Origin of the sequence: Aquincola agrisoli (genome assembly GCF_036621135.1) — a bacterium.
Lineage (GTDB): Bacteria > Pseudomonadota > Gammaproteobacteria > Burkholderiales > Burkholderiaceae_C > Aquincola > Aquincola agrisoli.
Genome location: NZ_JAZIBG010000056.1, coordinates 193,707 through 215,309, shown reverse-complemented (window position 1 = coordinate 215,309; position 21,603 = coordinate 193,707). Strand labels below are relative to the sequence as shown.

Genomic DNA, 21,603 nt, shown 5'->3' with positions numbered 1-21,603 from the left:
CGGGCTGCCGGGTCAGCGGGCGGGGGTGGGACGTTGCGAGAACGTGCGGTCGAAGACGCCTTCCGCGATGCGGTTCTTCAGCATCTCGATCGAGCCTCCGGCGATCATCCAGCCCCGGATGCGGCGGACGCAGTATTCGATCATGGATTCCTGGCTGTAGCCGAGGCCGCCCATCACCTGCAGCGCTTCGTTGGCCACGTCCCAGCCGGCCTGGTTGCAGGCCAGCTTGGCCAGCGCGGTGCTCTGCGCCGAAGGCAGGCCGTGGTCGCCTTCGAGCGCGGCCTTGTAGAGCAGCAGTTGCGCCGCCTCGAGCTTCAGCTTCATCTCGGCGAACTTCCACTGGATGCCCTGGAACTCGCAGAGGTCGCGGCCGAACTGCTTGCGTGTCATCGCGTGTTCGCGCGCCACGAGGAAGGCGTGCCGGCCCAGCGCGAGCGAGCGCGACGAGTTGCCCAGCCGCTCAACGTTGAAGCCCGCGATCTGCTTCTTGAAACCGCCTTCGCCCAGCAGGATGTTCCTCTTCGGGATGCGGCAGTTCTCGAAGTAGAGCTGGCACCAGGTTTCGCCGCTCATGAAGGCCGAAGGCTGGCCGACCTGGAAGCCCGGCGCGCCGCGCTCCACCAGCACCGAGCCGATGCCGCCCACGCCCGGGCCGAAGCGCACGTAGATCAGGAACAGCTCGGCCTCGGGGCTGTGGGTCGAGAAGACCTTGCTGCCGTTGATCACCACTTCGTCGCCGTCGATGCGGGCCGAGGTCTTGAGCTCCGTCACGGCCGAGCCGGCGTCGGGCTCGCTCATGCCCAGCGCGATGAGCTTGCGGCCGCTGAGCAGGTCGGGCAGGAAGCGGTCCTTCTGCTCGGGCGTCGCGTATTCGGCGAAGGTGCGGATCGGGCCGAAGTTGCCGGCCTGCACGATGTCGGCGCTCTTGGGGCAGACCAGCGCCACCTCCTGGATGGCCAGCACGGCGTGCATCAGCGTGCCGCCCTGGCCGCCTTCGTTTTCAGGGAAGGTGATCCCCAGCAGGCCCTGCTCGGCGATGGCCTGTGCGGTCTCCCACGGATAGTGCGGCGAATGGGCGCGCTCCAGCGCACCGTCGGCAAGCCGGTCGCGTGCGAAGCGCCGCACGGCATCCGCGAAGGACGTGTGTTCCTCGCTCAACTCGAAATTCATCGGAAATCTCCCCTGGGCACGGTTGGCTTGTGTGTGGCTGGCGCGGCCCGATCAGGCCATCGGCGACAAGCCGCCGCTGACTTCGAGCACCTTGCCGGTGATGTAGCCGGACATCGGCGAGGCGAGGCAGGCCAGCCATCGTGCAACCTTGTTCATGCGCGCGTCTCCTTGTCGCAGTCGCCTCAACCGTCTTCTCGGCCGCCGGTGCCGTCCACGCGGCACCGGCGAGTCAAACGATGGTAGGAGGCGCCCCAAGGCGCGAGCACTTCCAAATCAGGAAGGAGGGATGAGGTTTGCGCATGCCAAGCGCCCCCGGCCGGGCAGGCGCCGGGCGCTCCAGGGGCGGGCGTTGCGCGCCGCTGCCGAGGGCAGGGCGCAGGCGCCTCAGACCACCGACGGGGCGGCAGCCACCGTCGGCGTGCTGGCGTGCCGGTCGGCCGGCGGCGCCGTCACGATCGAGTCCAGCGCCGGCGTGGCCGCGCGCAGGCGCGCCACGTCGGGCCGCGGACGGCGCAGCAGCGGGCGGGCGGCGAACGCCTGCTCCATCGCCTGCGCCGCGGCGAGCAGCCGCAGGTCGCCGCGGAAGGGGCCCACCACCTGCAGGCCGAACGGCAGGCCGCGCTCGTCCACGCCGCACGGCAGGCTGATGGCGGGGTGCGTGGTCAGTGTGATGACATAGGTCAGTGCGAGCCAGCGGTAGTAGTTCTCCTGGGCGCGGCCGTCGATCTCGGCCGCGTAGGCGAGCGTCCATGGGAACGGCGACACCGGCGTGGTGGGCGACAGCACCAGGTCGTAGTCGTCGAAGAGCCGCTGGAAGCGAGCGATGATCCGCGTCTGCTCGGCCAGCGCCCAGGCGCTGTCGAGCAGGCTCATGCGCACGCCCATCTCGTAGTTGGCACGCGGGTTCGGGCCAAGGCTCGACGGGTCCTTCTCATAGGCCTCGCGCATGCCGGCCACGAAGGCCTCGGCGCGCAGCACGTCGAAGCAGCGGTGCACGTCGGCGGGCGCGCCCAAGTCGACGCGCACCGGGTCGCAGGCCGAAAAAAGGCCGCCCATCGCATCGACACGCTCGCGCATCGCCCGGCGCACGACCGGGTCGACGTCGCACAGGCCGAAGTCTTCCGTCCAGGCCACGCGCAGGCGCGACAGGTCCAGCGGCTTCGGATCGAGGAAGGCGCGGGCATCGAGCGGATGGCTCAGCGGGTCGCCGGCGTGCGGGCCGGCACTGGCGGCCAGTTGCAGGCAGGCGTCGGCCACCGTGCGTCCCATCGGGCCCACCACCGAGATCGGCGACCAGCCGAGCGGCTTGCGCACGCTGGGCACCACGCCGGGTGAAGGCCGGAAGCCCACCACGCCGCACTTGGCCGCCGGAATGCGCAGCGAGCCGCCGGTGTCGGAGCCGGTGCACACGGGCAGCATGTCCAGCGCCAGCGCGGCGGCCGAGCCGCCCGACGAGCCGCCCGCGTTGAGGTTCGGGTCGAAGGGGTTGCCGGTGGCGCCCCAGACCGGGTTGCGGCTGTTCGCGCCGGCCCCCATCTCGGGCACGTTGGTCTTGCCGGCGACGATGGCGCCCGCGGCGCGCAGGCGTCGCACCAGTTCGACGTCGGCCGAGGGCACGTGGTTGCGCAGTGAAGGCGTGCCCATCGTCGAGAGCAGGCCCGCGGTGGGCTCCAGGTCCTTCACGCCCAGCGGCAGGCCGTGCAGCAGGCCGAGCGGCTCGCCGCGCATCACCGCCTGCTCGGCCGCCTTCGCTTCGGTGCGGGCACGCTCGAAGCAGGTGGCCGTCACGGCGTTGACGAAGGGGTTCACCTGCTCGATGCGCGCGATGCACGCCTCCAGCAGTTCGACAGGGGAGACCTGCCGGGCACCGATCAGGCGGCGCAGTTCGACGGCAGGGGTTTCGACGAGCGAGGACATCGCGGCTCCAGGGGTGCTTCGCGCTTCAGTCGGACTTGATGTTGGCGCGCTGCGCCACCGCCCGCATCAGCGGCAGTTCCTGCTCGATCTGGGCGGCTGCTGCGGCCGAACCGGCGAAGGCCGGCTCCGCGCCCTGGGCGCGCATCCTGGCCTGCGCGTCGGCCGACGCGCCGATCTTCGCCAGCGTCTTCTCGAGCTTTTCGCGGATCGCCGCGGGCGTGCCCTTGGGCGCGACCATCATGATCCACGTGTCGATGTTGATGCCGGGGTGGCCGGCTTCCGCGAAGGTGGGCACGTCGGGCAGCTGCGACGACCGGGCGATCGTGGTGACGCCGATGGCCTTGACCTTGCCCGCCTTCACCTGCGGGATCGCGGCCGTGACCGTGTCGACCGAGAAGGTGACCTGGCCCCCGATGAGGTCGGTCATCGCGGGGCCGCTGCCCTTGTAGGGCACGTGCAGGATCTTCGCGCCCAGCCTGCCCAGCAGGATCTCGCCGGCGAAGTGCGCCGTCGTGCCGTTGCCGAACGAGGCGTAGGAATACTTGTCGGGCGTGGCCTTGATCGCCGCGGTGAACTCCTGGATGGTGTTCACCGGCACCTCCTTGTTGGCCAGCACGATCAGCGGGATGCGCGCGACGATCGCGATCGGGTCGAAGCTCTTGACCGCGTCGTAGGGCAGGTTGCTGCGGATGGCCGGGTTGGCGGTGAAGGTGGATCCGGAGCTGACGAAGAGCGTGTACCCGTCGGGGGCGGCCTTGGCGACGAAGCCGGCCGCGATCGCCGTGCCCGCGCCGGGCCGGTTGTCGATGACCACGGTCTGACCGAGTTCCTGCGACAGGCGCTGGCCCACCAGCCGGCCGATGGTGTCGGCACTGCCGCCGGGCGGGAACGGGATCACCAGCGTGATGGGCTTGGCGGGGTAGGCCGGATCGGCCAGCACGGGCGCCGGCAGCGCAGCGCACAGCGCCGTCGCCAGGCCTCCGGCCGTCAGTGCGAAGAGGCGGCGCCGCGTGGCGCCGGGGTGTTGCGATGGCGTGGTGTGCATGAGGCGGGTGCTGCAGGGGTTGGCAAACTCATGCTAGGGAGCGGTCACCTGTGCAGCAAGCATAATGTTCATAAAGTTCCGTTGCCGTTTCAGCAATCTTCATCGCGCCTCCGACATGCCTACCGCCCGAACCGGCGCGCGCCGTCCGGTCAACCAACGTGTGCTGCAAGAGGTGGCGATCCGCTACTTCCTCGAGGTGGCGCGGGCCGGTTCGGTGACCGAGGCGGCTGCGCGGCTGGAGGTGGCGCCCTCCGCGGTGAGCCGCCAGATCGGCCGGCTGGAGCGCGAGCTTGACACGCTGCTGTTCGAGCGCCGCGCGCGCGGCATGGCGCTGAACTCGGCCGGCGAGCTGCTGGCCGCGCACGCGCGCCGCGCCTGGCTCGACATCGAGCGGGTGACGGACGACATCCTCGCGCTGCGCGGCCTGCGCCAGGGCGAGGTGCGGCTTGCCGCGACCGAGGGCTTCGCCTACGAGTTCCTGCCGGCGGTGGTGGCCGATTTCCAGGCACGCTGCCCGGGCATCCGCTTCACGCTCGACATGTGCCTGCAGCAGGAGGTGGCGCGGCGCGTGCGCGAAGGCGTCGCCGACGTCGGCATCACCGTCAGCCTGAGCTCCGAAAGTGGCCTGCGGGTGGAGCTTCGGCATCCCTCGCCCATCCTGGCGGTGGTGGCGCCGGGCCATCCGCTGGCACAGCGCCGGCAGGTGTCGCTGTCGCAGGTGCTGGCGTTTCCGCTGGCGCTGCCCGACGCCACCTCGACGCTGCGCCGCCTGCTCGACATCAGCTGCAGCCGCCAGGAGCTGACGCTCGAACCCGTCATCACCGGCAGCCACCTCTACCCGCTGATCCACTACGTCGCGCACACCAGCGCCGTGACCTTCTGCGGCGAGCTGGCCCTGCGCCAGCAGCTGCACAACCGCAGCGTCGTCGCGATCGCGCTGCGCGACCGCGAGATGAACGAGCGCCACTTCGAGGTGCAGACCATGGCCGGCCGCCACCTGCCCGATGCCGCACGCGCCTTCATCGAGCACCTGCGCGAGACGCTGTCGCGCGAGGGATGAGACGCCGGCGCGTTGCGTTGCGTTATTGGCAACGCCTTGTTCGGATTATGAGATTGTCGCCGACCCCCCATTGACGAATAATTTTCCATCCGGCCACGCACTTCCCTGACGGCATGACACAGGCATCCGCACTCCCGTTCTCCAAGACCCGCACGCTCGGCAACTTGGTCTTCCTGTCCGGGGAACTGGGCATCGCGCCCGACGGCTCGGTCCCTGCCGGGATCGAGGCGCAGACGGCGCTGGCGCTGAGCCGCATCGAGGCGACGCTGCGCACCGAAGGCCTGGCGCTGGCCGACGTCGTGTCCGTCACCGTCCACCTCGTGAATGCGGACGACTTTGCCGCCTTCAACCGCGTCTACGCCGACGCATTCGCCGAGCCGCGGCCGGTGCGCACCACCGTGCGCGCCGACCTGGTGCTGCCCGGCGCGCTCGTCGAACTGACCGTCGTCGCCGGCAGGCCGCAGTGAGCGGCACGGTCGTCGTGCTCGGTGCCGGCATGGTCGGCACCTGCACCGCGTTGCACCTGGCCCGGCGCGGCCATGCCGTCGTCCTCGTCGACCGTCGCGAGCCCGGCCGCGAGACCTCGTACGGCAACGCGGGCATCATCCAGCGCGAGGCCGTCGAACCCTATGCGTTCCCGCGCAGCATGGCCAAGCTGGTGGAGGTGGCCTTCAGGCGCGGCGCGGATGTCAACTACCACCTGGCGGCGCTGCCGGCCGTGGCGCCCCGCCTGGCCGGCTACTGGCAGCACTCGGGCGCCGGCCGCTACCCGGCCATCGCCGCGGCCTATACCCGCCTGATCGAGCACGCGACCAGCGAGCACGCGCCGCTGATCGCCGCCGCGGGCGCCGACGACCTCGTGCGGCGCGACGGCTACTTCCACATCTACCGCGACGCCGCCGGCCTCGCCCCTGCGGTGGAGAAGGCCCAGGCGCTGCAACGCAGCCACGGCCTGCGCCACGAGGTGCTCGGCCCCGAGGCGCTGGCGGCCGCAGAACCCGCGCTGCGGCAGCGGCTTGCGGGCGCGATCCACTGGCTCGACCCGTGGAGCGTCAGCGATCCGGGCGAACTGGTCGCCCGCTACGCGCGGCACTTCCGGCAGCTCGGCGGCACGATCGCGCAGGGCGATGCGGCCACGCTGCAGCAGACGCCCGCCGGCTGGCGCGTGACGACGGCCGACGGCACGCTCGATGCCGAACAGGCCGTGATCGCGCTCGGCCCCTGGTCCGAGCAGGTGCTGGGGCCGCTCGGCTACCGGCTGCCGCTCTTCGTCAAGCGCGGCTACCACCGGCACTACCGGGGTGGCGCGGGGCCGAGGCTGCCGCTGTACGACGTGGACCGCGGCCTCGTCATCGCGCCGATGCGGCAGGGCGTGCGCATCACCAGCGGGGCGGAGTTCGCGCAACGCGACGCGCCGGCCACGCCGAGGCAGCTCGACCTGGCCGAGGCCAGTGCACGGGAGCTGCTGGACCTGCCCGACGCGGTGGAGCCGCAGCCCTGGCTGGGCGCGCGGCCATGCGTCGTCGACATGAAGCCGGTGATCGGCCCCGCTCCAAGGCACCGGGGGCTGTGGTTCAACTTCGGCCATGGGCACCAGGGCTTCACGCTGGGCCCGGTCAGCGGGCGCCTGCTGGCCGAACTGGTCGACGGCGAGGCGCCGGTGGTGGACGCCGCGCCCTACGCGCCGCGGCGGTTCGGCTGAGACGCAGCCCGGGCCCGGAGCGAGGGCGGCTCAGGTGCCGCCGTCGTCGTGCAGGGGCGTCTCGACGCCCAGCAGCTCGTGCAGCCGGGGGCTGGTCGTCGTGTACTGCAGGTGGCCCGGCTTGTCCGGGTGCACATGGCGCAATGCGCCGAAGGCGGCGAGCGTGGCCTCGTGGAAGCCGCAGAGGATCAGCTTCTTCTTGCCGGGATACGTGTTGATGTCGCCGACGGCGAAGATGCCGGGTTCGCTGGTCTCGAACTTCTCGGTGTCGACCACCAGCTGCTTGCGCTCGATGGCGAGGCCCCAGTCGGCGATGGGCCCCAGGCGCGGGCTGAGGCCGAAGAAGACGAGCAGGTCGTCGAGCGGCACCACGCGCGTCACGCCGTCGCCGCCCAGCACCTTGGCGGCCACGAGCCGGCCCTGCTGCACCTCGATGCCGGCCACCTGGCCGGTCGCGAACTGCATCTGCCCCGCTTCGCAGAGCGCCCGCATGCGGGCGACCCCGGCGGGCAGGGCCTGGAACGCGTCGCGCCGGTGCAGCAGCGTGACGCTGGCCGCGCGGTGCGGGCTGGCCGGGTCGGCAAGATGGTTGGCCCAGTCGAGCGCCGAATCACCGCCGCCCACCACGACGATGTGGCGGCCGGCGAAGCGGGCCGGATCCTGGACGCGGTAGTGGAGCTGGCTGCCTTCGAAGGCGGCCAGGCCGTCCACACGCAGCGGCTTGGGCTGGAAGGCGCCCACGCCGCCGGCGATGAACACAGTCTTCGCCATGAACTGCAGGCCGCGCCGCGTCTCGACGCGGAACCGCCCGTCCGGCTGACGCTGCACGAGGCTCACTTCCTGGTCGAGGTGCAGCGGCGCCTTGAAAGGCGCGATCTGCTGCAGCAGCCGTGCCACCAGCTCGCGCCCGCTCGTCGCGAGCAGGCCCGGGATGTCGTAGATGGGCTTGTCGGGATACAGCTCGATGCACTGGCCGCCCGGCTGGGGCAGCGAGTCGACGACGTGCGCCCCGATCTCCAGCAGGCCCAGTTCGAAGACCTGGAACAGCCCGACGGGCCCGGCACCGACGATCAGCGCGTCGGTCTCGATCATCGTCTCAGCGGATCAGCTCGGGCAGCTTGCCCGTGCGGTCCTTCCACTCGTCGGCGTCGGGCAGCGAGGCCTTGCGCTTCGTGATGCTGGGCCACTTCTTGGCCAGCTCGGCGTTGAGCTGGATGTACTGCTGCTGGTCGCCGGGCACGTCTTCCTCGGGCAGGATCGCGTTGACCGGGCACTCCGGGATGCAGACGGCGCAGTCGATGCATTCGTCCGGATCGATCGCCAGGAAGTTCGGGCCTTCGCGGAAACAGTCGACGGGGCAGACGTCGACGCAATCGGTGTACTTGCAGCGAATGCACGCTTCGGTGACGACGTGGGTCATGGGCTTCAGCCTCTGGAAATGTTGAGTGCGGCAGCGCCTGGGTTCATGTGGCGGCCGCTCCATGAGAACCTGGGATTCTAAGGCGCCGGGGTTTCCACGGGGGTTGTGCGGGCAGCCGTGCGGCCGGACGAAACACCTTCGACCGGCACGGCGCCGGCGCCCACGGTGACGATCGCCGGTCGGCCGGCGTGCAGCATGCTGGCGGCGGCCAGGTGGGCCAAGGTGTGGTCGCTCGCGCGCTGGTCGGGCATGCCGGCGTTCGACACCACCAGCACCGGCGTGTCGCCGGGCCAGCCCGCGGCGAGCAGGCGGCGCGACAGCGCACCGAGCTGGCGGCCGGCCATGTAGAACACCTCGGTATCGGCGCGCGGCGGCGTGGCGTCGGCGAGGCTGCCTTCCTGTGTCATCGCGGTCGACAGGCTGACGCTGCGGCCCCGGCCGCGGCGCGTCAACGGGCGCTGCGTGGCGGCCGCGGCGGCGATCGCGGCGGTGACGCCGGGCACCACCTCGCTGGCGATGCCGGCCTCGGCCAGCGCCATCAGCTCTTCCTCCAGCCGGCCGAACACGCTCGGATCGCCGCCCTTGAGCCGCACCACCGTGCGGTGCTCGCCGGCCATGCGCACCAGCAGCGCGTTGATCTCGGCCTGCTTGGGTGCATGGCAGAAGCCGCGCTTGCCGACGTCGAGCCAGCGCGCGCCGGGCGCCAGCTCGCGCAGCGCCGGGTCGGTGAGCGCATCGAACAGCACCACGTCGGCCTGCGCCAGCAGGCGCGCGCCGCGTACGGTGATCAGGTCGGCCGCACCGGGGCCGGCGCCGATGAAGATCACCTTGCCGAGGGTCATACGGGCCTCAAGCTGCCTGCTGGACCAGCAGCGCGCCGCTGGTGCGGTTGCTGGTGGGGTCGACCACGATCAGCGCGCCGCCCACGCGGTTGGCCCCATAGGGCTCCACCGGCAGAGGCTGCTGCGTCTCGACGGTGACGGCGCCGATCTCGTTGACGGCCAGTTCGTGCGCGTCGGTCTCGGCCAGCGTGTGAATGTCGAGCCGGTGGTCGATCGAGCTGATGCGCGCCTGCACCCAGCGGTTGCCGTGGCGCACCCAGTACTTGCGGCCGACGATGGCGGGCTCGGTGTCGAGCCAGGCGAGCGTGGCCGAGAACTTCTGCGTCGCGTGCAGGCTCCGGGGCGTGGCGATCCAGTCGCCGCGCGACACGTCGATCTGGCGGTCGAGCACCACGCCGGCCGACTGGCCCGCGTGCGCCGCGTCCACCACCTCGCCGGCCAGGCGCACCTGGGCGACCGTGGCGGTTTCGCCGCTCGGGAAGAGCTGCACCGTGTCGCCGGCCTTCACGCCGCCGTGGGCGATGCGGCCCCACAGCGTGCGCGGCTGGTGGCCAGTGCCTTCGCCGTCGTCGCGTGCCACGTACTGCACCGGCAGCAGCAGATCGCCCTCGGTGCGTTCCTGCGTGGTGGGCAGGCTCTCCAGCAGCTGCAGCAGCGACGGGCCGGCATACCAGGCCGCGGCCAGCGGCTGCGTCACGTTGTCGCCGCGCAGCGCGGACACGGGGATGATGCCCGCCACCTCGACGCCGGCTTCGGCGGCAAAGGCCTCCAGCGCGTGCTTCACGGCCTCGAAGGCCGGGCGGATCTCCTCGATCGCGTCGATCTTGTTGACCGCGAACACGATGCTCGGCACGCGCAGCAGCTTGGCCAGCAGCGTGTGGCGGCGCGTCTGGGGCAGCAGCTGCACCGGCCGGGCCTGCCAGTCGATCTTGGTGATGTCGACCAGCACCACGGCGGCGTCGCTGCCGGCGGCGGCGGTGACCATGTTGCGGGTGTACTGCTCGTGGCCCGGCGCGTCGGCGATGATGAACTTGCGCTGCTTCGTGGCGAAGTAGCGGTAGGCGACGTCGATGGTGATGCCCTGCTCGCGCTCGGCCTCCAGGCCGTCGGTCAGCAGCGACAGATCGATCGCCTGGCCGGCCGCCTTCTTCTCCAGCGTGTCGAGCTGGTCGGCCAGGATGGCGCGGCTGTCGAACAGCAGGCGGCCGATCAGCGTGCTCTTGCCGTCGTCGACGCTGCCGGCCGTCAGGAAGCGCAGCGCGCGGTGGTCGGTGCAGACTGACATTTAAAAGTACCCTTCCTTCTTGCGGCGTTCCATCGATGCGTCCGACGTGCGGTCGTCCATGCGGGTCGCGCCGCGCTCGCTGACGGTGACGGTCAAGGTCTCGGCGACGATGTCGGCGGCGTTGGCGGCCGGGCTCTCGACGGGGCAGGTGCAGGTCATGTCGCCCACGGTGCGGAAGCGCACCTGCGCGGTCTCGACCGTCTCGCCGGCCTCGGGCGGCGTCACCTCGGTCAGCGGCACCAGCAGGCCCTTGCGGCGGATCACCTGGCGGTCGTGCGCGTAGTACAGGTTCGGCAGCGGGATCTGCTCGCGGGCGATGTAGAGCCACACGTCGAGTTCGGTCCAGTTGCTGATCGGGAACGCGCGGAAGTGCTCGCCGGGCTTGTGGCGCGTGTTGAAGAGCGTCCACAGCTCGGGCCGCTGCTCCTTCGGCTGCCATTGGCCGAAGCCGTCGCGGTGGCTGAAGATGCGCTCCTTCGCGCGCGCTTTCTCCTCGTCGCGGCGGGCGCCGCCGATCAGGCAGTCGAAGCGGTGCTCCTCGATCGCCTCCAGCAGCGTCACTGTCTGGTGGCCGTTGCGCGATTCGAGCGGGTGCGCGAGGCGGATGGTGCCGCGCTTGATGGAATCTTCCAGGTGGCCCACGACGAGGCGCTCGCCCATCTCGGCCACGCGGCGGTCGCGGAACTCGATCACCTCGGGGAAGTTGTGGCCGGTGTCCACGTGCAGCAGCGGGAAGGGCAGCTTGCCCTTGAACGTGTTGGGTGCGTTGCGGTCGGGGCGCAGCTTGAAAGCCTTCTCGGCCAGGCGCAGCACCACGCACGAATCCTTGCCGCCCGAGAACAGCAGCGCCGGGCGCTCGAAGCTGGCGGCGACCTCGCGCAGGATGAAGATGGCCTCTTCCTCGAGGTGGTCGAGGTGGGCGTGATCGAGCTGCGGCAGCAGCTGGTCGACGGAGACGGGGGCGTTCATCGGTTCACCGGGGAAAAAGAAGACGACGGCGCGGCAGGCGCGGCGGGTTCGGGCTGACGCAGGGCCGAGACGGCGCCAGGGGCGGATTCATGGACGTGCAGGCCGCATTCCTTGGCGCCGTCCTGCTCCCACCACCAGCGGCCCGCGCGGAAGTCCTCGCCCATCGCCACGGCGCGGGTGCAGGGCGCGCAGCCGATGCTCGGGAAGAACTGGTCGTGCAGCGGGTTGTAGGGCACCTGGTGCAGGCCGATGTAGTGCCACACGTCGCCCCAGGTCCATTCGGCCAGCGGTGCGTACTTGGTGCGGCCGTTGGGCTCGCGCTCGACGAACTCCACGCTGGCGCGGTCGTTCGACTGCTCGCGGCGCAGGCCGGTGATCCACGCGTCGCGGCCTTGCATCATGCGGCCCAGCGGCTCGAGCTTGCGCACGGCGCAGCAGGCCTTGCGCAGCTCGACGCTCTCGTACATGGCCTTAGGGCCGTGCTGCGAGACGAAGCGGATCACCGCGGTTTCGGGCGGGCTGAACACCTCCACCGGCACGCCGTAGTGCGATTCGATGCGGCCGATCAGCGCGACCGTCTCGTCGTGCAGGGCCTTGGTGTCGAGCGTGGCCAGCGCGATGGGCAGCTGGTGGCGCGCGATCAGGTCGGTGATCACCATGTCCTCGGCGCCGAGGCTGGTGCCTTGCACCACGCTGCCGGGATGGTCGGCCGCGGCCTGGCGCAGCACGTCGAGCGTGCGCGCCAGCTTGGCGTCGAAATCGGCGCTGGCGCGGGCGTTGAGGTCGATGGCGCTCACGGTTCAGGCCTTGGCGAAATGCGGCTCGTGGTGGACCACGTCGCCCTGGTAGTGCGACGGGAAGAACTGCAGCGCGCGCTGGGCCGACTCGATCTTCTGGTCACCGCGCAGCGCCACGGCGTCGAAGCCGGTGCGCTGCAGCAGCGGCAGCATGTCGACCACCACGTCGCCGGTGGCGCGCACCTCGCCGGCGAAGCGGAAGCGGCGGCGCAGGATGCGGGCCTGGCTGTAGGCGCGGCCGTCCACCCACTTGGGGAACTGCAGCACCACCAGCGCCAGGCGCGGCAGGCACTGCTCGATGGTCTCGATGTCGACGTCGTTCGGCACGACGACGCCGGCCGGCACGTCGGCGGGCCAGTGCTCGCGCACGGCGTGCCACTGCTCGAGCGTGAGCAGGCGGTTCGGCGCGGGGTCGGGGTGCGGCATCGGGCCGTCTTCGCCCACCACCAGGTGCCAGGGGTCGCGGCTGGGATCGATGAATTTCATGGCTTCAGGCTCTTGCGGTGCTGCGGCGCACGGCGTCGGTGGCGGCGCGGAAGGGCGGCACGCCCAGGCGCTTGGCGGTGTCGATGAAGCGCTCGGAAGGCTGGCGCTGCTGCTTGTAGGTGGTGATCACGGCTTCCACCGCGTCGGCGATCTCGTCGGCCGCGAACGACGGGCCGATGACCTTGCCAGGCACCGCGCCGCCGCTGAGCGTGGAGCCGTCGGAGCCGCCCACGCTGATCTGGTACCACTCGGCGCCGTCCTTGTCGACGCCGAGGATGCCGATGTGGCCGCTGTGGTGGTGGCCGCAGGAGTTGATGCAGCCGCTGATGTGCAGGTCGATGTCGCCGATGTCGTACAGCTCATCGAGGTCCTGGTAGCGCTCGGTCAGCTCTTCGGCCACCGGGATCGAGCGGGCGTTGGCCAGCGCGCAGAAGTCGCCGCCGGGGCAGGCGATCATGTCGGTGAAGAGGCCGATGTTGGGCGAGGCGAACGAGGCGGCCTTGGCGGCTTCCCACAGCGCGAACAGGTCGGCCTGGCGCACCCAGGGCAGCAGCAGGTTCTGGTCGTGCGTGACGCGAAGCTCGCCGTGGCTGAAGCGGTCGGCCAGGTCGGCGGCCAGGTCCATCTGCGTGCCGGTGATGTCGCCCGGCGCCTGGCCCGGTCGCTTCAGCGAGAGCTGCACCGCGCGGTAGCCGTCGATGCGGTGGGGCACGACGTTGCGTTCCAGCCAGCGGGTGTAGGCGGGCGGTGCGTCGGCCGGGGCGGGCGCCTCGGCGGCGGGCGCAACGCCGGCCGGCAGCACGAAGGAGGCCGAGACGCGGTCCAGCTCGGCCTGCGGGATGATCTGCGCGTCGCCGTCGGTGTCGTGGTTCAGGATCGCCTGGAACTCCGCGTTCACCGCGTCGAAGAACTTCTGGCCCTCGGCCTTCACCAGGATCTTGATGCGCGCCTTGTACATGTTGTCGCGCCGGCCGTAGCGGTTGTAGACGCGCACGATCGCCTCGAGGTACACGAGGATCTGCTGCCAGGGCACGAAGGCGTTGACCAGGCTGCCGATGATCGGCGTGCGGCCCATGCCGCCACCGACGAACACCTTGAAGCCGACCTCGCCGGCCTCGTTCTTCAGCAGGTGCAGGCCGACGTCGTGCCACAGCGTCGCGGCGCGGTCTTCCTTCGCGCCGCTGACGGCGATCTTGAACTTGCGCGGCAGGAACGCGAACTCGGGGTGCAGCGTGCTCCACTGGCGCAGGATCTCGCAGTACGGCCGCGGATCGACGATCTCGTCGCGCGCGATGCCCACCAGCGCGTCGCTCGTGATGTTGCGGATGCAGTTGCCGCTGGTCTGGATGCCGTGCATGTCGACATCGGCCAGCAGGTCCATCACGTCGGCGCTCTTGTCGAGCGGGATCCAGTTGTACTGCAGGTTCTGCCGCGTGGTGAAGTGGCCGTAGTCGCGGTCGTACTCGCGGGCGATGCGGCCGAGCTGGCGCAGCTGGCGGCTGCTGAGCTCGCCGTACGGAACGGCCACGCGCAGCATCGGGGCGTGGCGCTGGATGTACCACCCGTTCTGCAGCCGCAGCGGGCGGAACTCGTCGTCGCCGAGCTCGCCCTTCTGGTTGCGCTCGAGCTGGTCGCGGAACTGCGCCGCGCGCGCGCGGACGAACTGGCGGTCGAAGTCGGTGTACTGGTACATGCTGGGTTCAGTGAATCACTTTGAGGCCCGCGGTGACGAGCGCGGCTGCGAGCAGCGCACGCACGAGCTTCTCGGGCATGGATTTGGTGAGCCTGGCGCCGAGCCAGATGCCCGGCAGGGAGCCGACGAGCAGGGCCGCCAGCAGCGCCCAGTCCACGTGGCCGAGCGTGGCGTGGCCGATGCCGGCCACCAGCGTCAGCGGCACCGCGTGGGCGATGTCGGTGCCCACGAGCCGGTGCGCGGGCAGGCGAGGGTACAGCAGGAGGATGAGCGTCGCGCCGATGGCGCCGGCGCCGATCGAGCTGAGCGACACCAGCACGCCCAGCAACAGGCCGCACAGCACCGTCAGCGCGGGCTTGCGGCGCTCCGGGATCCACCGCTCCAGCCGCAGGCCGATCGTCAGCCAGGCCTGGCGGTAGGCCACCGTCACGGCAGTGAGCAGCAGTGCGATGCCGAGCGCGAAGGTGAGCGTGCCGGCCCAGGCCTTGGTGACGCCCGTGAGGTGCATGAACGCGATGGTCGCCACCGCCGCAGGCAGGCTGCCGGCCAGCAGCAGCGCGGTGATGCGGTAGTCGACATGGCCGTGGCGGTGGTGCGCGACGGCCCCGCCGGTCTTCGTGAGGGCCGCGAACCACAGGTCGGTGCCGATGGCGACCGCGGGGTTCAGCTTGAAGACGCCCATCAGCAGCGGCGTCATCAGCGAACCGCCGCCGACACCCGTCATGCCGACGATGGCACCGACGCCGAAGCCGCTGGCTATCGCCATCCAATCCATCGCTGCTCCGCTTCTCCAATAGCATGCGCGGGACCATCCCGTGCAGGAGACGGCACTTTAGTGACCGCATATATATTTGAGAAGAACGAATAAGTTGCTTGCTAATGCTCATCAGGAATTAAGCGGCCCGGCCGCCCGCCGCCGCCAGGCATTGCTGCTGATGGCCGCCGTGCTGGCGGGCTGCGCGACCGCGCCACCGCCTGCGCCGCCGGTTCCTCCGCCACCCCCGCCGCCGCCGCCCGCCCCGGCCAGGCCCCCGCGCGTCGGCCTGGCCCTGGGCGGCGGGGCGGCGCGTGGGTTCGCGCACATCGGCGTGATCCAGGTGCTGGAGGAAGCCGGCATCAAGCCGGATCTCGTGGTCGGCACGTCGGCGGGCAGCCTGGTGGCCTCGATGTACGCGGCCGGCCGCAGTGGCGCGGAGCTCGCGACGGTGGCCCTGGCGATGGACGAGTCGGCGATCACCGACTGGGCCTTTCCCGGCCGCGGGCTGATCCGCGGCGAGGCGCTGGCGCGCTACGTGCGTGCGCAGACCGGTGGCCGTCCCATCGAGCAGCTGCCGGTGCCGCTGGGCATCGTGGCCACCGATCTCGACAGCGGCCAGCCGGTGCTGTTCCAGCGCGGCGACGCGGGCACCGCGGTGCGGGCGTCCAGCGCGGTGCCGGCCGTGTTCCAGCCGGTGACGATCGGGGGGCGGGAGTACGTCGACGGCGGCCTGGCGTCGCCGGTGCCGGTGCGGTTCGCGCGGCAGATGGGCGCGGAACTGGTCGTCGCCGTCGACATCTCCACGGCACCCGACGGCAACCCGACGGGCGATGCGATGCGCATGCTGCTGCAGACCTTCGCGATCATGAGCCGCAGCATCAACACCTTCGAGCTGCGTGACGCGGACGTGGTGATCCGGCCGAAGCTGGTCGGCGTGTCGAGCGCGGACTTCACGGTGCGCAAGCGCGCGATCGCCGCGGGCCGGGAGGCCGCGTTGGCACAGCTGCCTGCGCTGAAGCAGCGGCTGGCGCAGGCCACGCGCTGAAACGCGGCCCAGAAAGAAAGAGGCCCGGCATTGCACCGGGCCTTTTGAACGGCACGTCGAACCAGGTTCGAGAGGTACCGAGGAGACAACCTGTCTGCGAGCACTGCGGGCCGGGGCCCGCGTCATCCGCAGCTGGAGGCGCCAGGCAGGGCTTCAAGCCCTGCCGTGCAATCAGGCAGCGGCGCGCTTGGCCTTGACGGCGGTCGTCGAGGCAGCCTTCACGGCGGTGTTGGTCAGCGCGGTGAGGTTGGCTTCGGCGACGTCGGCGGCCTGCTTGGCAGCCTTGTGCACGCTTTCGAACGCGTTGTTCGCGGCGGCGACGGCCGACTTGACCAGCGCGACGGCGTTTTCGCTGCCGGCCGGGGCATTCTTGGCGGCGGTGTCGACGACGGCCATGAACTTCTTCTGGGCGTCGGCGAACTGGGCTTCGGCGGCCTTGGTCACTTCGGCGCCGGTGGCGGCGGCGATGTCGTACACATGGCGGTTGTAGGCGGCGGCCTTTTCGGCGGCGGGCTGCAGCAGCGAGGTCTGCAGCGCGATCAGTTCCTGCGCGTCCTTGACGGACAGCACGGCGTTGGTCGTCTCGGCAGCCTCGCCCAGGGCGGTCTTGGCCACTTGCAGGTTCAGCTCGACCAGTTTTTCGACGCCTTCGAACGCCTTGTTGGTCAGGCCAAACAGCGTTTCGACGTTGGCCTTGTGGGCGGCGAGGACTTGTTCGGGGGTCAGCATGTCAAAAATCTCCGTCATCAGACTGGTTTCGGGCAAGGTTGGTGACTGGAAGCTTTTTGCTGCACTGCACCATGAACAGGAGTATAGGGGTGGGAGCCGCCTTTGCAAGGCGTTTTTGTTGCGTTGCAGCAATTTAGGGGGCCCGCTCTAAAAAACCCGGTACGGCGAGCGTGGCGGGGCTGCCCGTCAGAATGCCGGCAATGCAGGCGTACTACTCCGATCACTTCGTGCTGCCACTGCCGCCGGGGCACCGCTTTTCGATGCCGAAGTACCGGCTGCTGCGCGACCGGGTCGAGGCGGAGGCGCCCGGGGTTCAGCTCGCCGAAGCGCCCGCGGCGACCGACGGCGAGCTGGCGCTGGCCCACACGCCGCACTACGTCACCTCGGTGGCGGAGGGCCTGCTGTCGGCCGCCGAGCAGCGGGAGATCGGGTTTCCCTGGTCGCCAGCCATGGTCGAGCGTGCACGCCGCTCGGTCGGTGCCACGGGGGCGGCGGCGCGCGCGGCACTGGCCCACGGCGTGGCCGCCCAGCTGGCCGGCGGCACCCACCATGCGTATGCGCACAAGGGCAGCGGCTACTGCGTGTTCAACGACGTGGCGGTCGCTGCCAGGCTGATGCAGGCCGAGGTGCACCGCCGCTGGCGCCGGCTGCTGCGGGTCGCGGTGATCGACCTCGATGTGCACCAGGGCAACGGCACCGCGGCGATCTTCGCCGACGACCCGAGCGTGTTCACGCTGTCGCTGCACGGCGCGCGCAACTTCCCCTTCCGCAAGGAGGCGAGCGACCTGGACGTCGAGCTGGCCGACGGCTGCGGCGACGAGGACTACCTGGCCGCGCTCGACGGCGCGCTGGCCGCGCTGTGGGCGCGCCATGGCTCGGCCCCGCCCGGGCTGGTGTTCTACCTCGCCGGCGCCGATCCGCACGAGGGCGACCGCCTGGGCCGCCTCAAGGTCAGCGCCGCCGGCCTGGCCGAGCGCGACCGCCGGGTGCTCGGGGCCTGCCGCGCGCGCGGCGTCCCGGTGGCGATCAGCATGGCGGGCGGCTATGGCCGCGTGATCGACGATTCGGTCGCCGTGCACCTGCAGACGCTGCGCGAGGCGCATCGCGCGTGGCTCGCCTGGCAGGCGGCGCTGCCGGCGCCGCCGATGGAAGAATCGCTGCCATGAGCAGCGAACCCCGCCGGGCCCGGCCCGAAACCCGCGACGCCTACCGCCACTTCAGCGCCGTGCCCACGCGCTGGATGGACAACGACGTCTACGGCCACGTCAACAACGTCGTCTACTACAGCTACTTCGACACCGCGGTGAACCGCTACCTGATCGAGGCCGGCGCCCTCGATCCGCACGCGGGCGAGGCGATCGGCCTGGTGATCGAGACCGGCTGCAACTACTTCGCCCCGCTGTCGTTTCCGCAAGGGGTCGACGCGGGGCTGCGCGTGGCGCACATCGGCCGCAGCAGCGTGCGTTACGAGGTCGGGCTGTTCGCCCAGGGCGAACCCCTGTCGGCCGCCGCCGGCCATTTCATCCATGTCTATGTCGACCGGCTGACGCGCCGGCCCGTCGCGCTGCCCGCGGCCCTGTCGGCGGCGCTGCAACCCCTGGCCCTCCCCTGAGGTGCGGCCGGCGGCCGAGAATACGCAGACCCCTCCACCGAAGTACAAGGCCCTCCCGATGACTTCCGTACTCGTCACCCGCGAGATCTTTCCCGAAACCATCGAGCGCCTGCGGCGGCATTTCGAGGTCACCACCAACGAAGGCGACGTGTCGTATTCGCCCGCCGAGCTGAGCGCGCGGCTGGAGGGCCACGCCGGCGTTCTGGTGGCGAGCGGCGAGCGCATCGACGCGGCGCTGCTCGAGGCGCATCCGCAGTTGAAGGCCGTCTGCAACATGGCCGTCGGTTACAACAACATCGACGTGCCCGCCTGCACGGCCCGCGGCGTGCTGGCGAGCAACACGCCCGACGTGCTCACCGAGACCACCGCCGACTTCGGCTTCGCGCTGATGATGGCCACCGCACGCCGCATCGCCGAGAGCGAGCATTACCTGCGCGCGGGGCAATGGACGCGGTGGTCCTATGACCTCTTCACCGGCACCGACGTGCACGGCGCCACGCTGGGCATCCTCGGCATGGGCCGCATCGGCCAGGGCATCGCGCGGCGCGGCGCGCTGGGCTTCGGCATGAAGGTGATCTACCACAACCGCAGCCGGCTGCCGGCCGAGCAGGAAGCGCCGATCGGTGCCGAGTACGTGAGCAAGGAGGTGCTGCTGCGCGAGGCCGACCACCTGGTGCTGGTGCTGCCTTACTCCGCCAGCAGCCACCATGCGATCGGCGCGGCCGAGCTGGCGCAGATGAAGCCCACCGCGACGCTGACGAACATCGCCCGCGGCGGCATCGTCGACGACGCGGCGCTGGCCCGGGCGCTGCGCGACCGGCGCATCGCCGCGGCAGGCCTCGACGTCTTCGAGGGCGAGCCGAGCGTGCACCCGGACCTGCTGACCGTGCCCAACGTCGTGCTGACGCCGCACATCGCCAGCGCCACCACCCGCACCCGCCGCGCGATGGCCGACCTGGCCGCCGACAACCTCATCGCCGCGCTGACCGGCGGCACGCCGCCCACGCCGCTCAACCCCGAAGTACTGCAGCGATGAGCGCGGCGACCGAGCACGTCGCCGAGGTGGTCTGGGAGCGCGGCGAGGCGGTGTTCACCGACAACCGCTACCCGCGCCGCCACGCCTGGCGCTTCGACGGCGGGGCCGAGGTGCCGGCCTCGTCCTCGCCGCATTCGGTGCGGGTGCCGTTCTCCGATCCGTCCGCGGTCGACCCGGAGGAGGCGTTCGTCGCGTCCCTGTCGAGCTGCCACATGCTGTGGTTCCTGTCGATCGCGGCGCAGCGAGGCTTCCGTGTGGACCGCTACCGCGATGCCGCCGTCGGCACGATGGCCGTCAACGCGGCCGGCCGCATGGCCATCACGGTGGTGACGCTGCGCCCGGAGGCGGTCTTCTCGGGTGATCGCCGGCCCGGGGCCGACGAACTGGCGGCCATGCACCACGCGGCGCATGAGGCCTGCTACATCGCCAACTCGGTGACGGCCGAGGTGCGCTGCGAACCCTGCGCCTGAGCGGCGTCCTGACTGGGGCGGCCGCGCCGCGCCGCCGCGGACCTCAGGCCACCTCGAAACGGTCGCGCCACTCCTGCTCCAGCACCGCGACGAGCCGCTGCAGGTCGATCGGCTTGGGCAGCAGGTGGTCCCATGGCGCCGTGCTGGCGGTGATGCCGGGCAAGCCGGTCGTGGCCACGATGACCCGCCGCACGCCTTCCTCGTTGAGGCGCAGGTGGCGGGCGACCTCCGTGCCTTGCATCAGCGGAAGCCGGATGTCGAGCAGCACGAAGTGGGGATCGAAGTTGACCGATTCGGCCAGCCCGCTGGCACCGTCGCCGACGGTGCGGACTTCGTAGTTCTCCATCTCCAGCCAGGTGGCGAGGGTCTCGGCCACCTCGGGCTCATCCTCGATGATCAAGACACGGCGCGCGCCCGGGCCCCGGGTCCATCTGGGGGCGTCGGGCGCTTCGGCGGCGGCACCCGCGAAGGGCGGTCGTTCTTTTTGACTGAGCTGCACGGTGAGGGACAGGCTGGCGGGTTGAAGGGAGTGCGGACGAGGAACCCGTTCGAGCCGGGCAGCCTCGATCCGGTTCCCGCGCCGGGCGAAGCCTCGGGGCGCCGGGCTACCGGCTCGCGGGCTGGCCATGGGCGCGATCCCGAAGGACGGCATTGACTTCCGCGCCGAAGATGAGCGTGGTGGCGCTGACGTAGAGGAAGACCAGCGTCGCGACGACCCCTGCGAAGCCGCCGTAGATCAACGCCAGCTTGCCCGCCGAGCGCAGCGTGTACGACAGCGTGGCCGCAGCCGCCACCCACAGCGCTGCGCCCACCAGCGCACCGGGCAGGACGGTCTTGAGCCGCTGGCGGATGTCCGGCAACCAGCCGTACAGCAGCGCGTACAGCGTGGCCATCACCAGGAAGGCCGAGCCGTAGCGGACGCCGTTGCGCATCCAGGGCGTCTCCCGGCCGACGCCCACGCGGCTCTCCAGGAAATGCCACAGGTAAGGCAGGATGATGACCGAGCTGAAGACCGCCAGGATGCCGAGGCCCACGATGAGCGTGAACGCGGTGACCTTGATCCGGGCCTTCCAGAACGGGAGGCCGCGCTCCACGCCGTACGCCCGGTTCAGCGCCGAGCGCACGGCCTGCATGCCGGACGACGCCGTCCACAAGGTGATCAACACGCCGATGGCCAGCAGCGCCTGGTTGCGCTGGGCGAGCACCTGCCGCACGACGGGCTGCAGCGCCTCCCGCACGACCGGCGGTGCGTATTCGAGCACCCGGGCGGCCAGCGCGGCGGCGCTGCCGGGTTCGCCCACGTACGCCGCCGCCGAGGACAGCAGGATCAGCAGCGGGAACATCGCCAGCACCGACGAGAAGGCCAGGCTGCCGGCCTGGTTCGCGCTCTGGTGCTGGATGTAGTTCCAGATGGCTGGCAGGACGATGCGCAGGACCGGCGCCGCCAGCGCCGCGCGCTGCAGGCGTTGCCACCAGCCCGCCGGCCGGCCTTCGGCCGGCACGCTGGCCGCTGGCGGCCCGAGCCCGGTGCCTCGCGGAGACCACATCATTCTGCGCCGCGTGGCGCG

Annotated in this window: 23 protein-coding genes; 8 read left to right on the top strand and 15 right to left on the bottom strand. The window is 70.9% G+C overall.

Translation table 11 applies throughout. The features are described from left to right. Positions 1-12: 12 nt before the first annotated feature. The 3 genes from V4F39_RS26095 to V4F39_RS26085 all read right to left on the bottom strand — a co-directional run bounded on the left by V4F39_RS26095 (position 13) and on the right by V4F39_RS26085 (position 4,132). Complete coding sequence (locus tag V4F39_RS26095; RefSeq protein WP_332293170.1) at positions 13-1,170, bottom strand: acyl-CoA dehydrogenase family protein; 1,158 nt, start codon at positions 1,168-1,170, stop codon at positions 13-15. Positions 1,171-1,554: 384 nt separating this feature from the next. After that, positions 1,555-3,087: an amidase gene (locus tag V4F39_RS26090; RefSeq protein WP_332293169.1), complete on the bottom strand. Its 1,533-nt coding sequence runs from the start codon at positions 3,085-3,087 to the stop codon at positions 1,555-1,557. 25 nt (positions 3,088-3,112) lie between these two features. Then, positions 3,113-4,132 (bottom strand): Bug family tripartite tricarboxylate transporter substrate binding protein, encoded by a 1,020-nt coding sequence (locus V4F39_RS26085; protein WP_332293168.1) that lies wholly within the window; start codon positions 4,130-4,132, stop codon positions 3,113-3,115. 115 nt (positions 4,133-4,247) lie between these two features. Here V4F39_RS26085 and V4F39_RS26080 point away from each other — a divergent pair, with 115 nt between their 5' ends. The 3 genes from V4F39_RS26080 (at position 4,248) to V4F39_RS26070 (ending at position 6,894) form a co-directional block, all read left to right on the top strand. Continuing rightward, the gene (locus V4F39_RS26080; RefSeq protein ID WP_332293167.1) at positions 4,248-5,192 is read left to right on the top strand and encodes a LysR family transcriptional regulator; all 945 of its coding nucleotides are present in this window, start codon (positions 4,248-4,250) and stop codon (positions 5,190-5,192) included. 113 nt (positions 5,193-5,305) lie between these two features. Further along, positions 5,306-5,659 carry a RidA family protein gene (locus V4F39_RS26075; RefSeq protein WP_332293166.1) on the top strand — a complete coding sequence of 118 codons (354 nt, stop codon included), beginning with the start codon at positions 5,306-5,308 and terminating at the stop codon, positions 5,657-5,659. Then, complete coding sequence (locus tag V4F39_RS26070) at positions 5,656-6,894, top strand: NAD(P)/FAD-dependent oxidoreductase (protein ID WP_332293165.1); 1,239 nt, start codon at positions 5,656-5,658, stop codon at positions 6,892-6,894. The genes V4F39_RS26075 and V4F39_RS26070 overlap by 4 nt, the downstream gene beginning before the upstream one ends. A gap of 30 nt (positions 6,895-6,924) precedes the next feature. Here the strand turns inward: V4F39_RS26070 and V4F39_RS26065 are convergent, their stop codons facing one another. The 9 genes from V4F39_RS26065 to V4F39_RS26025 all read right to left on the bottom strand — a co-directional run bounded on the left by V4F39_RS26065 (position 6,925) and on the right by V4F39_RS26025 (position 15,161). Then, positions 6,925-7,986, bottom strand: coding sequence for an NAD(P)/FAD-dependent oxidoreductase (locus tag V4F39_RS26065; protein ID WP_332293164.1), 1,062 nt, complete (start codon positions 7,984-7,986; stop codon positions 6,925-6,927). 4 nt (positions 7,987-7,990) lie between these two features. Continuing rightward, the gene (gene fdxA, locus V4F39_RS26060) at positions 7,991-8,314 is read right to left on the bottom strand and encodes a ferredoxin FdxA (protein ID WP_332293163.1); all 324 of its coding nucleotides are present in this window, start codon (positions 8,312-8,314) and stop codon (positions 7,991-7,993) included. 77 nt (positions 8,315-8,391) lie between these two features. Then, a complete protein-coding gene (cobA, locus tag V4F39_RS26055; protein WP_332293162.1) occupies positions 8,392-9,156 on the bottom strand; it encodes a uroporphyrinogen-III C-methyltransferase in 765 nt (254 codons plus the stop codon). A 7-nt stretch (positions 9,157-9,163) separates the two neighbouring features. Then, entirely contained in the window at positions 9,164-10,441 is a 1,278-nt protein-coding gene (locus V4F39_RS26050; protein ID WP_332293161.1) for a sulfate adenylyltransferase subunit 1, read from the bottom strand. Further along, complete coding sequence (cysD, locus tag V4F39_RS26045) at positions 10,442-11,410, bottom strand: sulfate adenylyltransferase subunit CysD (RefSeq protein WP_332293160.1); 969 nt, start codon at positions 11,408-11,410, stop codon at positions 10,442-10,444. It lies immediately after the preceding gene. After that, positions 11,407-12,207, bottom strand: a complete 801-nt coding sequence (locus tag V4F39_RS26040) for a phosphoadenylyl-sulfate reductase (RefSeq protein ID WP_332293159.1) — start codon at positions 12,205-12,207, stop codon at positions 11,407-11,409. Before V4F39_RS26040 ends, cysD begins: the two co-directional genes overlap by 4 nt. Before the next feature lie 3 nt (positions 12,208-12,210). Next, the gene (locus V4F39_RS26035) at positions 12,211-12,693 is read right to left on the bottom strand and encodes a DUF934 domain-containing protein (RefSeq protein WP_332293158.1); all 483 of its coding nucleotides are present in this window, start codon (positions 12,691-12,693) and stop codon (positions 12,211-12,213) included. A 4-nt stretch (positions 12,694-12,697) separates the two neighbouring features. Continuing rightward, complete coding sequence (locus V4F39_RS26030) at positions 12,698-14,386, bottom strand: nitrite/sulfite reductase (protein ID WP_332293157.1); 1,689 nt, start codon at positions 14,384-14,386, stop codon at positions 12,698-12,700. A gap of 7 nt (positions 14,387-14,393) precedes the next feature. Continuing rightward, complete coding sequence (locus V4F39_RS26025) at positions 14,394-15,161, bottom strand: sulfite exporter TauE/SafE family protein (protein ID WP_332293156.1); 768 nt, start codon at positions 15,159-15,161, stop codon at positions 14,394-14,396. A gap of 160 nt (positions 15,162-15,321) precedes the next feature. Between V4F39_RS26025 and V4F39_RS26020 the strand changes: the two genes are divergently transcribed. Further along, positions 15,322-16,188, top strand: a complete 867-nt coding sequence (locus V4F39_RS26020; RefSeq protein WP_332293155.1) for a patatin-like phospholipase family protein — start codon at positions 15,322-15,324, stop codon at positions 16,186-16,188. A 171-nt stretch (positions 16,189-16,359) separates the two neighbouring features. On the opposite strand, the gene V4F39_RS26015 is transcribed toward V4F39_RS26020, so the two are convergent. Then, entirely contained in the window at positions 16,360-16,917 is a 558-nt protein-coding gene (locus tag V4F39_RS26015; protein WP_332293154.1) for a phasin family protein, read from the bottom strand. A 200-nt stretch (positions 16,918-17,117) separates the two neighbouring features. Between V4F39_RS26015 and V4F39_RS26010 the strand changes: the two genes are divergently transcribed. Genes V4F39_RS26010 through V4F39_RS25995 form a run of 4 tightly spaced genes read left to right on the top strand, consistent with a single transcriptional unit; the run spans position 17,118 to position 20,035 of the window. Then, positions 17,118-18,083, top strand: a complete 966-nt coding sequence (locus V4F39_RS26010; RefSeq protein WP_332293153.1) for a histone deacetylase family protein — start codon at positions 17,118-17,120, stop codon at positions 18,081-18,083. Next, a complete protein-coding gene (locus V4F39_RS26005; protein WP_332293152.1) occupies positions 18,080-18,529 on the top strand; it encodes an acyl-CoA thioesterase in 450 nt (149 codons plus the stop codon). The genes V4F39_RS26010 and V4F39_RS26005 overlap by 4 nt, the downstream gene beginning before the upstream one ends. A 58-nt stretch (positions 18,530-18,587) precedes the next feature. After that, positions 18,588-19,565, top strand: a complete 978-nt coding sequence (locus V4F39_RS26000) for a 2-hydroxyacid dehydrogenase (RefSeq protein ID WP_332293151.1) — start codon at positions 18,588-18,590, stop codon at positions 19,563-19,565. After that, positions 19,562-20,035, top strand: coding sequence for an OsmC family protein (locus V4F39_RS25995; RefSeq protein WP_332293150.1), 474 nt, complete (start codon positions 19,562-19,564; stop codon positions 20,033-20,035). The genes V4F39_RS26000 and V4F39_RS25995 overlap by 4 nt, the downstream gene beginning before the upstream one ends. Positions 20,036-20,078: 43 nt before the next feature. Here the strand turns inward: V4F39_RS25995 and V4F39_RS25990 are convergent, their stop codons facing one another. Continuing rightward, the gene (locus V4F39_RS25990; protein WP_332293149.1) at positions 20,079-20,663 is read right to left on the bottom strand and encodes a response regulator; all 585 of its coding nucleotides are present in this window, start codon (positions 20,661-20,663) and stop codon (positions 20,079-20,081) included. Next, positions 20,641-21,582 carry a YihY/virulence factor BrkB family protein gene (locus tag V4F39_RS25985; RefSeq protein ID WP_332293148.1) on the bottom strand — a complete coding sequence of 314 codons (942 nt, stop codon included), beginning with the start codon at positions 21,580-21,582 and terminating at the stop codon, positions 20,641-20,643. The genes V4F39_RS25990 and V4F39_RS25985 overlap by 23 nt, the downstream gene beginning before the upstream one ends. Between the last annotated feature and the right edge of the window lie 21 nt (positions 21,583-21,603).

Excerpts from the sequence above, each read along its gene's own strand:
- V4F39_RS26095 (WP_332293170.1), bottom strand. The coding sequence starts at position 1,170 with ATGAATTTCGAGTTGAGCGAGGAACACACGTCCTTCGCGGATGCCGTG.
- V4F39_RS26090 (WP_332293169.1), bottom strand. The coding sequence starts at position 3,087 with ATGTCCTCGCTCGTCGAAACCCCTGCCGTCGAACTGCGCCGCCTGATC.
- V4F39_RS26085 (WP_332293168.1), bottom strand. The coding sequence starts at position 4,132 with ATGCACACCACGCCATCGCAACACCCCGGCGCCACGCGGCGCCGCCTC.
- V4F39_RS26080 (WP_332293167.1), top strand. The coding sequence starts at position 4,248 with ATGCCTACCGCCCGAACCGGCGCGCGCCGTCCGGTCAACCAACGTGTG.
- V4F39_RS26075 (WP_332293166.1), top strand. The coding sequence starts at position 5,306 with ATGACACAGGCATCCGCACTCCCGTTCTCCAAGACCCGCACGCTCGGC.
- V4F39_RS26065 (WP_332293164.1), bottom strand. The coding sequence starts at position 7,986 with ATGATCGAGACCGACGCGCTGATCGTCGGTGCCGGGCCCGTCGGGCTG.
- fdxA (WP_332293163.1), bottom strand. The coding sequence starts at position 8,314 with ATGACCCACGTCGTCACCGAAGCGTGCATTCGCTGCAAGTACACCGAT.
- cobA (WP_332293162.1), bottom strand. The coding sequence starts at position 9,156 with ATGACCCTCGGCAAGGTGATCTTCATCGGCGCCGGCCCCGGTGCGGCC.
- V4F39_RS26050 (WP_332293161.1), bottom strand. The coding sequence starts at position 10,441 with ATGTCAGTCTGCACCGACCACCGCGCGCTGCGCTTCCTGACGGCCGGC.
- cysD (WP_332293160.1), bottom strand. The coding sequence starts at position 11,410 with ATGAACGCCCCCGTCTCCGTCGACCAGCTGCTGCCGCAGCTCGATCAC.
- V4F39_RS26035 (WP_332293158.1), bottom strand. The coding sequence starts at position 12,693 with ATGAAATTCATCGATCCCAGCCGCGACCCCTGGCACCTGGTGGTGGGC.
- V4F39_RS26030 (WP_332293157.1), bottom strand. The coding sequence starts at position 14,386 with ATGTACCAGTACACCGACTTCGACCGCCAGTTCGTCCGCGCGCGCGCG.
- V4F39_RS26025 (WP_332293156.1), bottom strand. The coding sequence starts at position 15,161 with ATGGATTGGATGGCGATAGCCAGCGGCTTCGGCGTCGGTGCCATCGTC.
- V4F39_RS26020 (WP_332293155.1), top strand. The coding sequence starts at position 15,322 with ATGGCCGCCGTGCTGGCGGGCTGCGCGACCGCGCCACCGCCTGCGCCG.
- V4F39_RS26015 (WP_332293154.1), bottom strand. The coding sequence starts at position 16,917 with ATGCTGACCCCCGAACAAGTCCTCGCCGCCCACAAGGCCAACGTCGAA.
- V4F39_RS26010 (WP_332293153.1), top strand. The coding sequence starts at position 17,118 with ATGCAGGCGTACTACTCCGATCACTTCGTGCTGCCACTGCCGCCGGGG.
- V4F39_RS26005 (WP_332293152.1), top strand. The coding sequence starts at position 18,080 with ATGAGCAGCGAACCCCGCCGGGCCCGGCCCGAAACCCGCGACGCCTAC.
- V4F39_RS26000 (WP_332293151.1), top strand. The coding sequence starts at position 18,588 with ATGACTTCCGTACTCGTCACCCGCGAGATCTTTCCCGAAACCATCGAG.
- V4F39_RS25995 (WP_332293150.1), top strand. The coding sequence starts at position 19,562 with ATGAGCGCGGCGACCGAGCACGTCGCCGAGGTGGTCTGGGAGCGCGGC.
- V4F39_RS25990 (WP_332293149.1), bottom strand. The coding sequence starts at position 20,663 with ATGGCCAGCCCGCGAGCCGGTAGCCCGGCGCCCCGAGGCTTCGCCCGG.
- V4F39_RS25985 (WP_332293148.1), bottom strand. The coding sequence starts at position 21,582 with ATGTGGTCTCCGCGAGGCACCGGGCTCGGGCCGCCAGCGGCCAGCGTG.